14 protein-coding genes and 1 pseudogene are annotated in these 19,203 nt (G+C 65.6%); 7 read left to right on the top strand and 8 right to left on the bottom strand.

Annotated features, from left to right (window positions below; translation table 11 throughout):
- Positions 1–13: 13 nt before the first annotated feature.
- On the bottom strand, positions 14–928 hold the full coding sequence (locus ACYCVF_RS07055; RefSeq protein WP_459604541.1) for a 2-dehydro-3-deoxygalactonokinase: 915 nt from the start codon (positions 926–928) through the stop codon (positions 14–16).
- A 218-nt stretch (positions 929–1,146) separates the two neighbouring features.
- Between ACYCVF_RS07055 and ACYCVF_RS07050 the strand changes: the two genes are divergently transcribed.
- Both ACYCVF_RS07050 and ACYCVF_RS07045 read left to right on the top strand, forming a co-directional pair.
- The gene (locus ACYCVF_RS07050) at positions 1,147–2,244 is read left to right on the top strand and encodes an LLM class flavin-dependent oxidoreductase (RefSeq protein ID WP_459604617.1); all 1,098 of its coding nucleotides are present in this window, start codon (positions 1,147–1,149) and stop codon (positions 2,242–2,244) included.
- Between the two features lie 57 nt (positions 2,245–2,301).
- Positions 2,302–2,856, top strand: a complete 555-nt coding sequence (locus tag ACYCVF_RS07045; protein ID WP_459604540.1) for a flavin reductase family protein — start codon at positions 2,302–2,304, stop codon at positions 2,854–2,856.
- 31 nt (positions 2,857–2,887) lie between these two features.
- Here the strand turns inward: ACYCVF_RS07045 and ACYCVF_RS07040 are convergent, their stop codons facing one another.
- The 7 genes and pseudogenes from ACYCVF_RS07040 to ACYCVF_RS07010 all read right to left on the bottom strand — a co-directional run bounded on the left by ACYCVF_RS07040 (position 2,888) and on the right by ACYCVF_RS07010 (position 14,178).
- Positions 2,888–4,195: an FAD-binding protein gene (locus ACYCVF_RS07040; protein WP_459604539.1), complete on the bottom strand. Its 1,308-nt coding sequence runs from the start codon at positions 4,193–4,195 to the stop codon at positions 2,888–2,890.
- A 246-nt stretch (positions 4,196–4,441) separates the two neighbouring features.
- A complete protein-coding gene (locus ACYCVF_RS07035; RefSeq protein ID WP_459604538.1) occupies positions 4,442–5,329 on the bottom strand; it encodes a LysR family transcriptional regulator in 888 nt (295 codons plus the stop codon).
- 131 nt (positions 5,330–5,460) lie between these two features.
- Positions 5,461–7,320, bottom strand: coding sequence for a sigma-54-dependent Fis family transcriptional regulator (locus ACYCVF_RS07030; protein WP_459604537.1), 1,860 nt, complete (start codon positions 7,318–7,320; stop codon positions 5,461–5,463).
- Positions 7,321–7,565: 245 nt separating this feature from the next.
- A complete protein-coding gene (locus tag ACYCVF_RS07025) occupies positions 7,566–10,871 on the bottom strand; it encodes an acetyl-CoA carboxylase family protein (RefSeq protein ID WP_459604536.1) in 3,306 nt (1,101 codons plus the stop codon).
- Positions 10,872–10,882: 11 nt separating this feature from the next.
- A pseudogene (locus ACYCVF_RS07020) lies at positions 10,883–12,602 on the bottom strand (AMP-binding protein).
- Between the two features lie 147 nt (positions 12,603–12,749).
- Positions 12,750–13,406 carry an aspartate/glutamate racemase family protein gene (locus ACYCVF_RS07015; protein ID WP_459604535.1) on the bottom strand — a complete coding sequence of 219 codons (657 nt, stop codon included), beginning with the start codon at positions 13,404–13,406 and terminating at the stop codon, positions 12,750–12,752.
- Position 13,407: 1 nt separating this feature from the next.
- Positions 13,408–14,178, bottom strand: a complete 771-nt coding sequence (locus ACYCVF_RS07010; RefSeq protein ID WP_459604534.1) for a GntR family transcriptional regulator — start codon at positions 14,176–14,178, stop codon at positions 13,408–13,410.
- A 200-nt stretch (positions 14,179–14,378) separates the two neighbouring features.
- Here ACYCVF_RS07010 and ACYCVF_RS07005 point away from each other — a divergent pair, with 200 nt between their 5' ends.
- From ACYCVF_RS07005 to ACYCVF_RS06985, 5 genes are read left to right on the top strand one after another with little or no spacing between them, the layout of a single operon-like run.
- Positions 14,379–15,500, top strand: coding sequence for an ABC transporter ATP-binding protein (locus ACYCVF_RS07005; RefSeq protein ID WP_459604533.1), 1,122 nt, complete (start codon positions 14,379–14,381; stop codon positions 15,498–15,500).
- Position 15,501: 1 nt separating this feature from the next.
- The gene (locus ACYCVF_RS07000; protein ID WP_459604532.1) at positions 15,502–16,551 is read left to right on the top strand and encodes an extracellular solute-binding protein; all 1,050 of its coding nucleotides are present in this window, start codon (positions 15,502–15,504) and stop codon (positions 16,549–16,551) included.
- Positions 16,552–17,409 (top strand): ABC transporter permease, encoded by an 858-nt coding sequence (locus ACYCVF_RS06995; RefSeq protein WP_459604531.1) that lies wholly within the window; start codon positions 16,552–16,554, stop codon positions 17,407–17,409.
- Complete coding sequence (locus ACYCVF_RS06990) at positions 17,399–18,208, top strand: ABC transporter permease (protein ID WP_459604530.1); 810 nt, start codon at positions 17,399–17,401, stop codon at positions 18,206–18,208. Before ACYCVF_RS06995 ends, ACYCVF_RS06990 begins: the two co-directional genes overlap by 11 nt.
- Positions 18,209–18,210: 2 nt before the next feature.
- The gene (locus tag ACYCVF_RS06985) at positions 18,211–19,110 is read left to right on the top strand and encodes a polysaccharide deacetylase family protein (protein ID WP_459604529.1); all 900 of its coding nucleotides are present in this window, start codon (positions 18,211–18,213) and stop codon (positions 19,108–19,110) included.
- Positions 19,111–19,203: the final 93 nt, after the last annotated feature.

Below are 19,203 nucleotides of genomic sequence, written 5' to 3'. Positions count from 1 at the left end.
CTCGACAATCCCTCTACTTCGTCCAGATCGCGGCAGCCGCCATCGAGAGACCGCGGCGGACGGCTTCATCTGCATCGACGGGCCTTGCAGTCACCGACAGCGCCTCGAAAGCCACTCGGTACAGTATGGCAAGCCGTCCCGAGGCAATCAGCATGACGCCCGCTTGCGGCACGGTGCAGGAGAGCCCCGCCGCGAGCTCAACGCCGATCAACGTGCCCGATAGCGCCTCGCGCGCCGCAGCCGGCGTGCCGCCGAACAGAAGCTGCCGCGATCGCGCACGGAACAGGAGATTGGCCGCGAAAGCGGGCGCCTCGTACGCGGCCTTCACCGCCGCCTTGAAGGTCGCGACATCCTCGGCGTCGTCTGCGCCGGCGACCGCGAGCGACAGGATCGTCTCGCGCGAGACCGCACTGAAGATCTCTCCAGTCATGAAGGTGGAAAATCGTTCGACAGTGCCGTCCAGTACGCGAACCCATTTCGAATGCGTGCCGGGCATGCAGACCAGCGTCTCCCCCGCCGCATCGAGGCCGAGCGCGCCGAGCAATTGCGTCTCCTCGCCGCGCATCACGTCCGGGGCCTTGACGTCGCGCTGCGCGATGCCCGGCAGGATCCGGATGTCGCGCACCTCGCCCTGCACGCGCACGGCCTGCTTCAGAACGGCAGCGAGCGGCGCCGGCGTATCGACATAGCCGGCCTCGACCCAGCCGGTGCGGGCACCGGCCATGCCGCAGACGAGCACCGGCAGATGATCCGGCGCTTCGACGGCCGCAAGATGCGACCGCAACACCGCCGGGAAACCGGCCTTCGCCGCGGCCAGCATGCCCTCGCCGCTGCGGCGCTCCGACAGCACCTGGCCGGCGCGATCGATCAGCCAGAGCCGAAAGCTGCTGGTGCCCCAGTCCACCGCGACGTAAGCGGGATCGGTCATGTCAGGTCTCGTCCTCGTCTCACGGCTAAGACGCCGTCTCGCGACACATGAGACGATGTCTTGCAGGCTCCCGCCGAGATACCGGCTATTGCGCGGGCAAACCAGCCCTTTCTCTTCAAGTCGAGGTGTCGCCAGGCTGGCACACGGCTTGCTGAAGCCTTCGTCGCTCAACTCCGTCAACGCGCGACAAGACGCGTCAACATCAGATGAGGAAACCCATGGAGATCGGCTATTTCACGATGCCTTCGCATCCGCCGGAGTGCGGCCTGAAGGAAGGACACGACTGGGACCTGCAGGTCCTGCGCTGGCTCGACGAACTCGGCTATCAGGAGGCCTGGATCGGCGAGCACCACACGGCGCCCTGGGAACCCAACCCCACGCCGGACCTGCTGATCGCGCAGGCGCTGATGCAGACCAAGAAACTTCGCATCGGACCGGGCGGGTTCCTGCTGCCCTACCACCACCCGGCCGAGCTCGCCAACCGCGTCGCCATGCTCGACCATCTCTCCGAGGGCAGGCTCAATTTCGGTGTCGCCGCATCGGGACTTCCCAGCGACTGGGCGATGTTCAACGTCGACGGCATGAGCGGGCAGAACCGCGACATGACCCGCGAGGCGCTCGAGATCATCCTGAAGATGTGGAGCGATCCCGCGCCCTGGACCTACAAGGGCAAGTTCTGGACTGTGACCAAGCCGGACACGATGTTCGACTTCCTCAAGCCGCACATCAAGCCGTTGCAGGCGCCGCATCCGCCGATCGGCGTGGCCGGGCTCTCGAAGAACTCGGACACGTTGAAGCTCGCCGGCGAGCGCGGCTTCATTCCGATGAGCCTCAACCTCAACCCGGCCTATGTCGGCAGCCACTGGGACTCGGTCGAGATCGGCGCCGCCAAGACCGGGCGCAAGCCGAACCGGCAGGACTGGCGGCTGGTGCGCGAGGTGTTTGTCGCCGATACCGACGAGGAGGCCTGGAAGCTCTCGACCGGGGACATGATGGGCCGGATGATGGGCGAGTACTTCCTGCCGCTGCTCGGCCATTTCGGCTTCAAGGACTACCTGAAGCACGCGCCCGACGTGCCCGATAGCGACGTCACCGTCGAATATTGCGCCAAGCGGAACTGGATCGTCGGCTCGCCGGCGACCGTCGCCGAAAAGATCGAGAAGATCTACGACGAGGTCGGCGGCTTCGGCGTGCTCTGCGTGTTCGGCTTCGACTACAAGCACAAGCCGGAAGCCTGGCACCATTCGCTCTCGCTGCTGAAGAACGAGGTGATGCCGCGTCTTGCGCATCTCGGCTCCGCGCGCAAGGCAGCTTGACCAGATGCGGGTGCGGCGCGATCGTGCCGCACCCGCGTTCATCTCGGAGATCTCCACTTGACGGTCGACACGAAGGATTTCAAGCAGGCGATGCGCCAATGCGCCGGCGCCGTGGCGCTCGTTACCGTGGGCGCCGAGCACGGCAAGCGCACGGGATTGACGGTAACCTCGGCCTGCTCACTGTCGGACAACCCGCCCTCGCTGATCGTCTGCGTCAACCGCAACGCCAGCGCCCATGCGCGCATCCGCGAGGAAGGCGCCTTCGCGATCAACTTCCTGCACGAGGATCACGCGGCGCTCGCGCTCACCTTCAGCGGCCAGAAGGGCATCAACGGCGACGACCGTTTCGCCTTCGGGCAGTGGACGTGGGGAGCCACCGGTGCGCCGGTGCTGACGGACGCGGTTGCGGCGTTCGACTGCGTGCTGGCGCAGGAATTCGAGACGAAGACGCATTCGATCTTCGTCGGCGAGGTGCGCAGCGTGTCGCATGCGGCGACCGCCACGCCGCTGGTCTATCTGCGCAGCAGTTTTCATACGCCGCGGGAGATGCGCGAGGGCGTGACGATCGGCAATCTCGACGCACGGCATCTGAGCTGGACGGATTTCTCCTGAAGAAGCCGTTGTCGATGCCGGATATGGCGACCTAGAACAGCTCATAACCCGGAGTGAGATGGCTACCGGGGTCATGTTTCCCCTTGGCTTCGCGCAAAAGCGACCATCGCACACCGAAATGATCCGCCCAATCGCTGGACGACATCGGAAGCGCGCTCACTGGATACAAGACACCACCTGCGGTGCGAATGCGGTCATAGAGCTCGCGGTTTCGCTTGACCAGCCGCTCCGCATTCGACTGGTCGGCCGACGTCGGGATACGGATGAGATTGAACGGAAACACAACGTGTTCGTCAGGAAGCCGAAGCAGGGGCGTACGGCATCCGTCAGTGAACATCGGATAGTAGGTAAGGCGGCCGAACGGGCCCAGATCATCGCTGTTCAGTTCGGCAATGACATCGCTCGCGATCTTCAGCGCTTTGCTGCCGGGCAAATAGGTCAGAAGCCAGGGATGCGGATTCAGCCATTGGCCGTTCGCCCGCAGGACCTTTTCGAGCTTGGCGAATGCGTTCGCGTCCTCGCCAAAAGTCAGGTCGGAGACGGTCTCGCGCTTGTCCACCAGGCCCGCGAGCAAGGCCCCGTCGTCAGGAGGCATCTTGCCGTCGTAGAAGACACCCGCCTCCAGTTGATAGCGCCAGCCACCGGTGCCGTCGGGCACGACAGCCCCCTGCAGCTGATCGAACCGCGCCTCCTCCAGAACGCGCCGTTGATCTGCCGTGAGTGAGGCAAGATCGGGATAAGACAGCTGAAATCGCCGAACCCGCTCGGGTGCGCGCATCAACCGAAGCGTCGCTCTGATGATGATCGCGCATTGCGCAAGGCCGGCTCGAACGGCATCGAAGAGCTCGGGATGCGAGGTCGGCGAACAGGTCAGTTCCACGCCTTCGCCCGTGACGACGTCGAGTTCCAGAATCTGATCGGTCTGGAGACCGTGCCGGGATGATGATCCCCCGATTCCCCCGACGGCAAGCGTGCCACCGACCGACAGTTCGAGGTAGTTGGTCAGGACCGGAGGGACGAGCCCTTTGGCCAAGGTCGCATCCACCACCTTGTGCCAGGTCGCACCGGCATCGACCAAGACATGATCGGGCTCGATCCGATGGATCGTGGCCAACGTGCCAAGATCCATCACGATGCCGTCTTCGGCCATGGCCCGGCCGTAGGTTGCGTGACCCTGCCCGCGCGCTGCAACCTTCAACCCCTGGTCTTTTGCCCAGCGCACGACGTCAGCGACCTCGCCGCTCGTCGCAGGCTTGCAGACGGCCCGGGGCGGTCTATCCAGGATGTGGCCGAAATCCTGCGCGGCTGCCGCGCGAGATTCTGCATCATTCGCGAGCAAGGGCTCAAGCGATTGCGAACCACGTGCGCCGGACGACTGCCCGGCAAGAGTAGCGGAAGCCAGCGTCGCGGTGACGCCGACGCCCGCATGGAGGAGTGTCCGTCGATTTGGAGTCATGGCGCAGTCCTTTTCGCGGGGCGAAAGTGCCCTTGCGCTTCAAGCTGCGATGGCCCCCGCGCCGGGACAACGGGCCCAGTGCGGGATAGACATTCCCGCCAATCGGTAGAATGCGTTCCAGGACGTCGCTCAAAGCCGCTCGAGCTTCAGCCTCTCCGCCAGAAGATCGACGAAGAGATGCGTCTTGGCCGGCGGTATCGCGCTCGGCGGGAACACTGCCCGCACGGGCGTTCGCGGTGCCTCGAAATCCTCGAGCACGATTTCGAGAGCCTCCTGGTCGACGAGGTCGCGGATCTGCCAGAACGGACCATATCCGACACCGATGCCATGACGAGCGGCAGCATGCGCCGCCGTCATGCTGTCGGTGCGAAAGCGGCCATTCACCTGCACGGTAGTCAAGCGGCCGTCGATCCGAAACCGCCATGCATCGGCTTCGCCCTGGGCAGTCCTGCGCAGGATGCACTGATGATCGGCGAGATCACCGGGCTGACGCGGGCGGCCGTGGCGCTTGAAATAAGCGGGCGCGCCGTAAACAACGGTGCGCAACTCTCCCAGCCGCCGAGTCTTGAGCGAGGAGTCGGGCAATTCCCTGATCCGGACGGCGAGATCGAAGCCGTCGCCAACGACGTCGACGGGCCGGTCGGACATGTTGACGTCGGCCTCGATCTGCGGAAAACGCGCCATGAACTCGGCAATGGCCGGCACGACATGCGTGGCCCCGAACAGGATCGGCGCAGCGACCCTGAGCAGCCCGGAGGGCTCGACGCGCCGGTTTGCCGCCTCGAGGCGCGCTTCACCGATCTCGGCGAAGGCTGGCTTGACGCGACGATAGAACGCAAGTCCCGCCTCCGTCGCCACCGACTGCCGCGTGGTCCGCCGCACCAGCTCGACGCCGACGCTACGTTCCAGCGCAGCCAGTGCCCGGTTAACCGACTGGAGCGAGCGCCCCAGCCGCCGCGCAGCCGCGGTCTGGCTGCCAGCTTCGACGACAGCCAGAAAGACTTCGATCTCCTCCATCGAGCCTCCTTCTCTCTCGCAGTAAGCGGCAATGCCCGTTCGCGGCGGCCCCTTCGGCGCGGGACGTTACAAGCGTCGCCCACGTTCCAAGCTTGTTTCGGCGGAAGTGGGACGTCGCGCCGGACCAAGGATCAAACGGCCTTGATTTTCAGTTGCTTGATCTTCCGATACAGCGTCGCGCGGCTGAGCTTCAGGGCGCGAGCCGCTTCGGTGACGCGGCCACCATGCGCGCGCAGCGCCCCGACGATCGTCCCGCGTTCGGCGGCCGCGAGGTCGGGCTCCGCCGCCCGTCCCCCGAACGCCGGCAGATCGAGATCGGCATCCGTGATGACACCATCATCCGCGGTGCAGCCCGCGAGCCGCAGCACGTGGCGGAGCTGGCGCATGTTGCCGGGGAACGGATAGGCCGCGAGGTGCGACCAGGCATCCTCGGAGAGGTGGCAGTTCGGTGCCTCCTCGCGCGCGATCTGGCGGATGATGTCGTCACGGTCGGCACGCTCGCGCAACGCCGGCAGCCGCACCTCGATTCCGCGCAGGCGGAAATAGAGATCGGCGCGGAAAGCGCCTTGCTCCGCCATGCGGCCGAGGTCGCGGTGGGTGGCGCTGATCAGGCGGATGTCGACGGCGACGGGCTTGAGCGCGCCGAGCGGCCAGACCTCGCGGTTTTCCAGAACGCGCAAAAGCCGCGTTTGCAGCGAGATCGGCATGTCGCCGATCTCGTCGAGAAACAGCGTGCCGCCATCCGCCTGCACGATCAGGCCCTTCGACCCCTCGCGCCGCGCGCCAGTGAAGGCGCCGGCCTCGTAGCCGAACAGCTCAGCATCGATCAGGCTCTCGGGCATGGCCGCGCAATTCAGGGCGACATAGTTGTTGCGTGCGCGGTTGCTGGCGGCGTGAATGGCGCGCGCGAACACGTCCTTGCCGACCCCGGTCTCGCCATGCAGCAGCACAGGCAGATTGTGATCGCCGATGCGCCTGAGCCGGTTCACGCTTTTGATCAGGCCGCCATCGCGACCGGCGAGCCGGTGCATCGCGTCGAAGCGATCGACAGAGGCATCGCGGCGCGGCGCAAGCGGGCGCGTCCTCGTGCGCAGCGGCGGCGCGACACGCCCCTGGCCCAACGGACTGCCATCGGCGCGACGCAGCTCGACGAGTTCGTCCGTGCCACGCGCGGCATGATGATCGAACTTGATGTAGCGCGACAGATCAATGCCGGCGGCGATCATGCCGTCGGTGAGACCGAGCAGCGCGCGCGCGGAACGGCACGCGCCGACGACGCGCCGGTCGTCGTCATAGGCGATGAGACCGCTGCCGCCGTCCCCAGGCACGGTCGCGATCCACGCGTCGCGGAAATGGCCACGAAAGATCGCGCCCTCCATCCGCCGCGTCGCCTCCATCGTCACCGCGAGCGCAAGCTGGTGCGCGGCTCGCTCAAGATCCTCGCGGCAGGAGGTGATGTTGATGGCACCAGCCAGCCGCCCGGCTTGGTCGAACAGCGGCGCCACGGCGCAGGAGAACATGTGCCATTGCGCGCGAAAATGCTCGTCGCGATGCACCAGGATCGGCTTCTTCTCGGCCAGCGCGGTGCCGAGCCCGTTGGTACCCTCGAAAGTCTCGGCGAAATTCGAGCCGGTGTAGATCTTCCAGTCCAGAAACATCCTTGCGTCGGCTTCGCCCGGCAGACGGCTGAACAGCATGGTCGCGTTCGCATCCGCCAGATTGACGCAATAGCCGGCGTCGCGCAGCACGCGGGCGAGATCGTCGAGCTCGGGCGTTGCCAGCCGGATCGTCTCCTCCATCGGTTCGGCGGCATGCCGGACCTCGGCTTCGGTCAGCGTCTGCGGCGGTCCCTGACGGGCGGGATCGAGCTTGTGATTGACGAGGCAGCGCCGCCAGGAACCGGCAATCCGCGAAGAGGCGTCGACGTCGGCCACATGATTGGCGACGGACAAGACACGGGCGACATGGTTCGAGGCCGAAAGGCTGGCCATCGCGGACGTCTCCACCCTGTATTATTGTGCAAAGTCTGGCACCACAGGCGGGGATGTCAATCGGGAACCGAGAACGGGGTTGGAGGCACAAAGCCCCAACGCGCCGTCATGGCCGGGCTTCGTCCCGGCCGTCCACGTATTGCCGCACCTGCGAAAGAACGTGGATGCCCGGGACAACCCGGGCATGACGGTGTGGAAGGCAGAAGGCCCGGATGCTCAGACAGGGCCGATTTGCTGCATCGCCCTCACCACGTGTCGATGCACGGCCGCTTCTTCGCCTTCCTCGGCTCGGGCTTCGGCACCGAGCGCAGTCCGGCCATGATCCAGCGCCGCGTCTCGGCGGGGTCGATGACGTTGTCGATCTCGAACACCGAGGCGATCGAGACCGCCTTGCCGTTTGCGTAGAGCTCGGCGACCTTGTTGCGGTAATAGGTCTCGCGCTCCTCGGGATCGGCGATCGCCTCCATCTCCTTCCGGAAGCCGAGGCGGACATAGCCTTCCAGACCCATGCCGCCGAACTCGCCGGTCGGCCAGGCCGCAGTGAAGAAGGAGGCGTGAAAGCCGCCGCCGATCATCGATTGTGCCCCCAAGCCATAGCCCTTGCGCAGCACGATGCCGAACAGCGGGACGGTGAGGCTCGCGCCGGTCACGAACATGCGGGAGACGTGGCGCACGATCGCAGTCTTCTCGGCCTCCGGGCCGACCATGAAGCCGGGCGTATCGCAGAGCGAGACGATCGGCAGATCGAAGGCGTCGCAGAGCTGGAGGAAACGTGCGGCCTTGTCGCCGGCATCGGCATCGATGGCGCCGCCGAGATGGCGCGGATTGTTGGCGATCAGGCCGAACGGCTTGCCCTCGATGCGGATCAGCGCGGTGATCATGCCGACACCGTAGTCGCGGCGCAGCTCCAGCACGGAATCCTCATCAGCGACGAGGTCGATCACGCTGCGAATGTCGTAGACGCGCAGCCGGTTCTCGGGGATCGCGCGGCGGAGCAGGCGCTGGTCGGCGGCGTCCCACTCCGTCACGGTGCCCTGGAAATAGGACAGGTAATTCTGCGCGACGCGTGTCGCCTCCTCCTCGTCCTCGACCAGGATGTCGATGACGCCGTTCGGCGCCTGGAACGAGACCGGACCCACCTCGGCCGGGTGATAGACGCCGAGCCCGCCGCCCTCGATCATGGCCGGACCGCCCATGCCGATCGAGGCGTTCTTGGTGGCGATGATGACGTCGCAGCAGCCGAGCATCGCGGCATTGCCGGCGAAGCAATAGCCGGAGACCACGCCAACCACCGGCACGAGGCCCGAGAGCCTAGCGAACTGCACGAAGGACGGACCGTCGAGCCCGGTCATGCCGAGCCGGTCGGTATCACCGGGTCGGCCGCCGCCTCCTTCCGCGTAGAACACCAGCGGCACGCGCCAATCTTCCGCGAGCGTCAGCATGCGGTCGATCTTCTTGTGGTTCATGTGGCCCTGCGTACCCGCGAGCACGGTATAGTCGTAGGCCACGACGATGCAGCGGCCGCCCTCGGGGCCGAATTTCCCGGCATTCACGGTGGCGACGCCCATGACGAGGCCGTCGGCCGGCGTGTTCTTGATGAGATCGTCGAGCTTGCGCCGGCGGCGCTGTGCCGCGATCGCAAGGCTGCCGTACTCCATGAACGAGCCTTCATCGACGAGCTGGGCAACGTTCTCGCGCGCAGTCCGTTGATTGGTGTTGCGGCGGCGTTCGACCGCGGCCGGACGGTTCTCGTCGAGCGTATTGGCCTGGCGCGCGATCAGCTCGGCGAGATCGGGACGGATGTGATCGAGATCGATGTCGGCTTCGGCCGCCGTGCTGTCAGCCGCGACATCGAGCGGTTCGAGATAGAGGATCGGCTCGCCATGCATCAGCGTGACGCCGTCGCCGGCGACGAGCTTCATCACCCTGCCGCCCTGCTCGGCCATGACGAGGTGCTCCATCTTCATGGACTCGATCACGGCAAGCTGCTGGCCGGGGCGGACGATCTCACCTTCCTTCACCTGGATGATGACGATGGTTCCCTGCAGGGGCGCTGCGACGATCACCGCGCCTTCGGGGACGGCTTGTGCGACGTGCGCCTCTGCGCCATGTCCGCCGCTTCGCTCGGCCGCCGCAAAATAGAGCGGTTTGGCGGCGCCCTCCGTCGCCTCGACGAGCTTTGCAATGTTGCGGTCGATGAAATCGGTCGCGATGCGGTTGGTCCTGAAATCGGGATGCGCCAGCACCGCCTGGAGGAAGGCGATGTTGGTGACGACGCCATCGATCCGGAATTCGCGCAAGGCGCGCGAGGCCTTCGCGACGACGTCCTGCCAGGCCTCGCCCGGCGTGTGCACGATGACCTTGGCCAGCAGCGAGTCGAAAGCCGCACTGGTCTTGTAGCCGGCATAGCCAAAACTATCGACGCGGACTCCCGGACCCGATGGCGGTTCGAACACGCCAAGCACACCGCCGGTCGGATGCGTCGCGCCAGTCTCGTCCAACGTCTCCATGTTGACGCGGAGCTGCATGGCATGGCCGCGCGGCTTGGGGATCGTCCCCTGCGCAAGGCCGAGCGAGGCCAGCGAACTGCCTGCCGCGACCGCGATCTGGGCGCGGACGAGGTCGAGCCCGAGCACCTCTTCCGTCACGGTGTGCTCGACCTGGAGCCGCGGATTGGCCTCGATGAAGGCAAAGCTGTCGTCTGCCGTGCCGTCGACCAGGAACTCGAAGGTGCCGAGATTGTCGTAAGAAGCCGCAGCCGCAAGCTGCTTCGCCGCCTCGATGATGCGGCCGCGCAAACCTTCGCTCAGCGACGGGCTCGGCGCCACCTCGATCAGCTTCTGATGCCGGCGCTGGATGGTGCATTCGCGCTCCCAGAGATGGGAGATCGCACCGTGGCGATCGCCGATGATCTGCACCTCGATGTGGCGCGCCTGCCGGATCAGCCGCTCGGCATAAACGCCGTCGAAGCCGAACGCCGCCTTGGCCTCGGACTGGCAGCGCGCATAGGCTTCCGCCAGGTCGGACACTTTCTCCACCACGCGCATGCCGCGACCGCCGCCACCGGCCATCGCCTTGATCACGATCGCCGCGTTGCTGCCGAGCGACGCGAAGAAGGCCGTGATCTCCTCGAGACTCGACGGTCCGCTGGTGCCGGCGATGATCGGCACGCCGCAGCGCTTTGCCAGTTGCCGTGCCGCGACCTTATCACCGAACAGTTCGAGCGCTGTCGCCTTGGGGCCGACGAAAGTGATACTCGCGTCAGAGCAGGCTTTTGCGAAGGCCGCATTCTCGCTGAGAAAGCCGTAGCCGGGATGCATGGCGTCACAGCCCACCGTTCTGGCCGCCTTCACCACGGCGTCAATGTCGAGATAGGCCCGCGCGCCGCGGCCGGGAATTTCGACCGCCTCGTCCGCAACGCGTACATGCAGCGACAGTGCATCGTCCGCAGGATGGATCGCGACCGTCGCGATGCCGGCATCGGCTGCCGCGCGCGCGATGCGAATGGCGATCTCGCCGCGGTTGGCGATCAGGAGTTTCTTGAACGACATCGGTCTCTCACTCAGACTGCAGCGGGACGGTTGGGATCGAGGTCCTGCTTCTTCACTTTGCCCGTGGCCGTCAGCGGCAGGGCTTCGATGATGCGGATCTCCGGAACCTTGTAGACGGCCATGCGCTCGGCGCACCAGCTGCGCAGGTCTTCCGCAGATACGGTGCCGACCGCCTCCGGCTTGAGCTGGATATAGGCCACCGGCACCTGCCCCTTGTCGGGATCGTCGCGGCCGACCACACCCGAGCCCAGCACCTTCGGATGCTGCCCGAGCAGCGCCTCGATCTCCGGCGGAAAGACGCTCATGCCCTTGACCTTCAGCATCTCCTTGCGGCGGCCGAGGAAGTGCAGGAAACCGTCCTTGTCGATGGTGCCGATGTCGCCGGTGCGCAACCAGCCATCGATCAGGGACTCCGCGGTCGCCTCCGGCTTGTTCCAGTAGCTCTTGAGTAGCGACGGCGTGCGCACGCGGATCTCGCCCTCTGCACCAAGGGGCAGCAATGCACCGGTCTCGAAATCGGTGATCTTGAACTCGGCACCGGGGACCGGCAGCCCGACGAATCGGCTGGTTGTTGAGGTCGAAATCGTCGCCCTGGAAGCCGGCCGTGAAGGTGTTGGAGGTGTGGGTTTCCGTCATGCCCCAGGCCGCCTCCATCAGGATCGTGCCGGTGAGATCCTTCCAGCGCTTGCGATAGTCCGCGTTGAGCTTCTTGACGAAGGAGACCACGCGCACCTGCTGCAAGGACGACAGGTCGAACTCGCTCCAGCGCGGATGGTCCATCAGCTCGACCGCGCCGTCGACCGGCATCGCGATGATCGTGACCTTGTATTTATCGATCGCGGCCATCGCGCCGACGGCATCCCACCGCGCGAGCAGGACCAGCGTCGCGCCGGAGAACAGCGGGAAGATCAAACCGAAATTCTCGCCCGCGATCCAGAATTCCGGAAAGAACGACAGGAACACGCTGCTCTCGTCCGACGGGACCGAGATGCCGTAATTGGCCGCGGCCGTGTAGACCATGTCGCGATGGGTATGGACGCAGCCCTTGGGCATGCCGGTGGTGCCGCCGGTGTAGTTGAGCGCGGCGACGTCATCGAGGCCGGGCGGCGGCAGCGGCACAGGTGTCGGCATCGCAGCGAGCGCCGGCAACAGATCGGTCGCGCCCGGGATCGCGACGCGCGGCGCGCGGATCGAGTCTGGCGCCGGAAATGCCGGCGTTGCGGGCACGACATCGGCAAAGCTGGTGACGATGGTCTCGCGCAGCCGAACCTCGCCCTTCACCTGCTCGACGACCGGCATGAGCTGGTCCAACGCGACGATCACTTCGGCCTGGGTATCGTTCAGCTCGTAGGACAGCTCGAACGCGCGCGACAGCGGACTAACGGGAACGTGGATCGCGCCGAGCTTCAGGATGCCGAAAAACACGATGTGGAACTGGGGGCAGTTGGGCAGGAAGACCGCGACGCGGTCGCCCTTGCGCACGCCCTTGGCCTGCAACAACGCGGCAAAACGGTCGCTCTGCCGGTAGAGCTCCGCGTAGGTGGTGACATGACCGTAGAAGATCACCGCGGGCCGTTCGGGATTCCGCTTCGCCCAGGCACGCAGAGATTCCGTCAGGGGAACTTCGCCGTGCAGATAGTTCGGCGAGCGCGGCATGCCCTTCGGCCAGGCCTTGTCCCACAACCCGCGCAAGGCGGTGAGGTAGTCGTTTTCGTCGAGGCCTGCACTCATGGCGTCTTTCCCGTGCTGCTTTTCTTATCGCGAGAGACGCAACGTGCCGTCACGCGACCTCGCTACACGTCGAGCACGGCAGAGTTCATGTCAAGGAAAACAGTTTTCCGCAGCACGGCCGATGCCGCGGCGCGGAAAAACCAGACATTACGTCGCGACGAGGCAAATGATCCGCCGCACGGCTGCCGTGATCGGCGCGATGACCGGCACGGTGAAGATCGGCTGAAGCTCGCGTGCTGCTTCACCCAGCGGCCCGCCGCCGATGATCACCGCCTCCGCGCCGTCCTGCGCAATGCAAGCCTCGACCGCCCCGGCCAGAGCGGTGCGCAACAGCGATGGATCACGCATCAACTCATGCGGATCGCCTTCGGCGAAGCGCGTGCCGGTGTAGTGCGATCGCAATCCCAGCGCGTCCGGCAGTGCATCGATTTTCGCTTTCAGCAGCGGCGTCGTGGTCGCCACGCCGAAGCGGCGGCCATTCTCCGCGGCTTCCAGCATCGAAGACTCGCCGATGCCTACGGCAGGCAATTTCATTGTCACCTTGATCCCGGCGAGACCGGGATCGCCGAATGCCGCGACGATAATGCCGTCGCACTCGCCGCTCTGGGCACGCGCGATCTCCTCGACCTCCGGCGCGGCTGCCTCCAGCGCATCCGCCGAGACGATCATCGTGGGCGCACGCGTTGCCGTGGCACCGGCAATGTCGAAGCCATCCGCGGCTGCAGACTTGGCAATCGCCACCATCATCGTGGTGGTCGCCTCGAGGCTGTTCGGATTGATCAGGAGGATACGGCGGCCCGCCATGCTATCCGCCAGCCCGCGCCCGCGCGCCGATCTCCTGGAAGATCGCGGTGAGCTCGTCAACCTCGTCTTCGCCTTCCTTCGGCCGGATCCGCTGCTCCATCTCCTCGATGTGATGATGCATGGCATGGACCGCACCGGCCTTGTCGCGAGCGAGGATCAACGCGCCGATATCGGGGTGGGCATCGGGCGAGCAATCCGGCTCCCCCGGCTGCTCGAAGGTCGCGATCGCCAGCGATGTCCGCAGCATCAGCTCGCGCGAAATTTCCAGCAACACGCGGTTGCCGGCGAGCTTGGCAACCAGAATGTGGAACTCGGCCGTCAGCGACAGGGAGGCCCAGCGGTCATTGCGATCGTGACGCGCCTCGCGCTCCATATGCGCCTTCAGCTCCGCCTTGCCGGCTTTGTCCAGCCGGTCGACCGCGGCGCTCACAGCTGCGGTCTCGATGATCCGGCGCGCGGCAAAGATGTCCTGCGCCTCCTCCCAGCTCGGCCGGTACACGAAGGCGCCGCGGTTGGGGATCTGCATCACCACCTTGCGCGAGGCGAGATGGGACAACGCCTGGCGGATGTGAATCCGCGTGGTACCGAAGGCCGCGGCGAGCTTGTCCTCGCCGAGCTTGGCACCCGGCTTGAGCCGCTTCTGGCTGATCGCGGTCAGGATGCCCTGGACCACCGGATCGTCGTCGATGCTGCGCGGATCCGCGGCCTCCGGCTCCCTGAGCTTCGGCTCGGAGCGCTTCGGCTTGCGCTTGAGGGGACGGGTTCGCTTCATGCGTCGCTTTTACAGGATTCTGGAGTGCCGCCGGAGCCTATTTTTTATACAAACTGGCGGACATCGTGTTTACAATGTAGTCGAGAAATTGGCGCCAATATTTGGCGCCTCAAAACTATTACAACGCTGGCAAGGCCTTAGCGAATGAGCCGCGCTGGCACGGCGATTGCTAACTCCCCTCGCGCAGGACAACGCGAAGGATGGAGCTGGCGTTGAGCGATGTACGCGGACTTTCGCTGGATTTGAAAGGCATCGGCCACGCCTTCGGCGCGATCGTTGCGCTGGACGACATCGATCTCACCGTCGCAGCCGGTGAGTTGATCGCCCTCCTCGGTCCGTCCGGCTGCGGCAAGACCACGATGCTCCAGATCATCGCGGGCTTCCTGCGCCCGTCCCGGGGCGAGGTGCGCTTCGACGGCGCGCGGGTCGAGCATATTCCGGCCAATCGCCGCCGCATCGGAATGGTGTTTCAGAACTATGCGCTGTTTCCGCATCTGACCGTGTTCGAAAACGTCGCCTACGGCCTGCGGGCGCGCAAGACGGCGAAGGACGTGGTGGCGGCGAAGGTCGAACAGATGCTCGGCCTCGCCCAGATGGCGTCGTTCGCGCGAAGGCTGCCCGGAGAGCTCTCCGGCGGACAGCAGCAGCGCGTCGCGCTGGCGCGGGCGCTTGCGATCGATCCGGGCCTCGTCCTGCTCGATGAACCGTTCTCGGCCCTCGACAAGAATCTGCGCCTCGACATGCAGATCGAGATCAAGAGCCTGCTGAAGACCTTTGGCGTCACCTCCATCATCGTCACGCACGACCAGGAGGAGGCGCTGTCGATGGCCGACCGCATCGTCGTACTGAACAAGGGACGCATCGAGCAGATCGACAGCCCGGACGCGCTCTACGACCGCCCGGCGAGCCTGTTCATCTCGAGCTTCATCGGCCACACCAATCTCCTGCGCGGCACCGTCACCGACGCCGATCGCGTGCAACTGGACGCCGGGCCCGAGATCGATCTCGGCCGTTCGGCTCAGCGAAGGCGCGGCACGCCGGTGACGATCTCGGTCCGGCCTGAGAACATCACGTTCGACGCCGAACGGCCCGGCGCCATCCCCGTCACGATCCGCGCCACTGTGCCGCTCGGCGCCGTCAGCGTCACCGAGGGCGTCACCGCGAGCGGCGAAGCCGTGAAGGTCAGCCAGGCCCGCGCCGCCGGCCTCGCGAAAGCGCAGGCCGGCGAGACGGCCTGGCTCGCGATCTCCGACGTCTCGCGCGTCAGCATCTTCAGCACGCCAGTCGACGACGTTTCCAAGCATCAGCAAAGGAGTGTTTGACATGAGCCTATCCCGGAGATCGCTGCTCACCTCAGGTTCGGCCGCGCTCGCGGCGGCAAGCCTGGGATGGCCGACATCGTCGCGCGCCGCGGCCTCGATCGTGGCGACAACCTATCCCGGCAGTTTCGACGAAGCCTTCCGCGCCGTGGTCGGGCCGGCCTTCAAGAGAGCCAGCGACAGCAGCGTCACCTTTACGCCCCTGCTCGGCGTCGACCAGATCGGCAAGATCCAGGCCTCGCGCAACATGCCGCCCTTCGACGTCGTGCTGTTCGACGAGGGACCGCTGATCCCGGCGATCGCGAGCGGCGTGCTGGAGAAATTTCCGGTCGAGCAGTCGAAGTCATATGCCGACATCCCCAGCGTATTCCGCCATCCCGACGGCTACGCCCCTGTCATCACCGCGCAATTGATCGGCATCGCCTACAATCCGAAGAAGATCACGACGCCGCCGACCTCGTGGGAGGATCTGTGGAGACCGGAATACAAGGGCCGCGTCGGCATCACCGGTCTGGGGTCGAGCCTCGGCACCGCCTTCATGGTCGAGATCGCGAAGCTCAATGGCGGTTCTGAGACTAATATCGAGCCGGCCTTCGAGGCCATGAAGAAGCTGCTGCCCAACGTCGGTGCGATCGCGGCGTCGCCCGGCGCGCTGGCTGCGCTGTTCCAGCAGGGCGAGATCGATATCGCCTTCAATTTCTGGAACAACGTGGCACTGCTCGCCGCCAAGGGCGTCGACATCGCCTTCGCCAAGCCGAAATCCGGCGCGGTCGTGATCCGCACCAGCGCCCAGATCGTCAAGAACAACCAGGATCCGAAGGCAGTGCTGGATTATCTCGACACGGTGATGTCGGTCGAAACGCAGAAAGGCCTCGAGGCGGCGCCCTGGATGATGATGCCGACCAACGGCAAGGTGGCGCTGACCGGCGCCAATCTCACCGTCGCCAAGGGCCTCGACGACCTCATTGCCAACAATGTGCTGCTCGACTGGACAAAGTTCCAGCCGCTGCGCGGCGAATGGATCACCCGCTTCAGCAAGGAGGTGAAGATCTAAATGACGCCGGCAAGCACGACTGCATCACGACAAATGCTGCCGGTGATCCCACTGGCGGCGTTGTTCCTGGCCGCCTTCGTGCTGCCACTGATCGCGCTTGTCGCGATCAGTCTGTTCCGCACGCCACAATTCGCAGAGCTGTCGCCGGCGCAATATCTGCGCTTCTTCTCGGACCCGTTCAGCATCAAGGTGCTTGCGGACACGCTTTGGCTGGGGACGGAGGTCGCACTGGCGACGCTGATCCTCGCCTACCCTCTCGCGCTTGTTTACGCCGCGAGCGGCCAGCTCATGCGCACCTTGATCACGTTCCTGATCATGCTGCCGCTCCTGACCAGCACGGTGGTGCGCACCTTCGCCTGGATCGTCCTGCTCGGCCGCGACGGCATCATCAACACGACGATGCTGTCGCTCGGGCTCTGGCAGACCCCGGCTCGCTTGCTTTATACTTGGGAGGGCATGGTTCTGGCGCTGACCCAGATCCAACTCCCTCTGATGGCGTTGCCTGTCATCAACAGCCTGCTGCGGCTCGACGGCAATCTGACGCGCGCGGCTGAAGGTTTGGGCGCAAGCCGCGCCCGCGTCTTCATCACCATCATCCTGCCGCTGACGCTGCCGGGCGCCATCGCCGGCTGGCTGCTCGTCTTCGCTGCCGCTGCGACCGCCTTCATCACCCAGACGTTGGTCGGCGGTGGGCGCATTATCCTGATGCCATCCTATATTTACCAACAGGCGGTCGGCGTGCAGGACTGGCCGTTCTCGGCGGCCCTGTCGCTGATTTTCACGCTGGCCGTGACCGGGATCGTCCTTGCCATCGGCGCGCTGTCGCGCCGCTGCGTGCGAGGCGTCGATGCAGCGTAGCCTCATTGATCGCGCCTATTCCGCCATCATTGGTGCCATCACCGGCTTCGGGATGCTGCTGCTGCTGGCACCGACACTGGTCGTGCTGATCATTTCCTTCACCGGCGGCATCACGCTGAAATTCCCGCCGCCGAGCTGGTCGCTGCGCTGGTATGTCGAGCTGCTGCAATCGCAGGAAATTGTCGAGCCCGCGCTAACGAGTCTCAAGGTCGCAGCGGCAGCGACCATTCTTTCTGCTGTGCTGGGCGGCGCGGCGGCACTCGGGCTGGCACGGAGCCGGTTGAAGATCGCGCGCGTCCTTGACGCCCTGTTCATGTCGCCGATGGTGCTGCCGGCGATGGCCTTCGGCCTGTCGCTGCTGCTGGTCTTCAACCTGCTCGGCATCCGCCTGTCGGCGGGGACGCTGGTGCTCGGCCACACAATCATCTGCGTACCCTTCGTCATCCGGATGGTCGGCGCCTCGGTGCAGCAGCTCAATCCGGTGCTGATCACCTGCTCGCTGAGCCTGGGTGCCAGCCGCTGGTACACCTTCCGGCGCGTCACGCTGCCGCTGATCCGCCGCGGCATCGTCGCGAGCTGCTTCGTCGCGTTCCTCACTTCGTTCGACAATGTTCCGGTGTCGCTGTTCCTCGCCGATGCGCGCACCGAGGTCCTGCCGATCAAGCTCTGGGCGATCCTCGAAGGCAGCCTCGACGTGCGCGTCGCCGCCGTCTCCGGCGTGATCGTGCTGCTGACCCTCGCCGGCCTCGTCTGCGCCGAAATCTTCGGCGGCGTAAGCCGCCAGATCGGGAGCCGTTGATCATGCCGATCGAACGCGATCTTCGCGGATATGGCCGGGCGCAGCCCGATATCGTCTGGCCCAACGGCGCCCGCGTCGCGGTGTCGCTGGTGGTGAACTTCGAGGAGGGTGCCGAGCTCGCGGTCGAGCAAGGCGATGCGGAGACGGAGCACTATGGCGAGGTCGCCTCGGCTTCGCCGCCGGGCGTGCGCGATCTCGTGCAGGAGCAGGTGTTCGACTATGGCATGCGCGCCGGCCTGTGGCGATTCCTCGACGCCTTCAGCGAGGCCGGAATCCATTCCACCTTCATGATGTGCGGCCGCGCCGTCGAGCGTGTGCCGGAGCTTGCCCGCGCCGTGGTCGAGGCTGGCCACGAACCGGCGGTGCACGGCTGGCGCTGGCTGCCGCACGCGCTCTATGGGCATGCTGAGACGGAACGCCGTGACATTGAGAAGACGCGCGACGTCATCGCCCGCGCGACCGGCCTCACGCCGGTCGGCTTCATGTCGCGCGGCAGTCAGAGCGCATGGACGCGCGATATCCTGATCGGGCTCGGCTTCGCATACGATTCCAACGCGCTCGACGACGATTTGCCCTATTGGAGCCCGTCGCCGCAGGGAGCGATGCTGGTCCTGCCCTATGGCTTCGACACCAACGACATGAAGTTCTTCCACCCGAACGGCTTTGTGCAGCCGGAGGATTTTTCAAACTATGTCAGCGCCGCACTCGCCACGCTGGTCGAGGAGGCAGAGCGTGGCCGCTCCGCGATGCTGTCGGTCGGATTTCATCTGCGCATTTGCGGCCGCCCGGCGCGCTTCCGCGCCGTGAAGACCATTCTGGCCGAACTGGCGCGGCTGGAGGGCCGGGTCTGGGTCGCAACACGCGCCGACATCGCGGCGCATTTTCGTCAAGTCGCGCGCTAGGCGGCCCGCACGCCCGCAGCGAGGGTGCCGACGTTGTCCTGCGCAGCTTGTTCGTCAGCCGGGCGCTCGCGGCACGAGGCCGGCGGCCATGCC

The organism is Bradyrhizobium cedriense, assembly GCF_054602315.1.
Note: the sequence above shows the minus strand (reverse complement) of the source record. Positions and strands in the feature narration are given on the sequence as shown.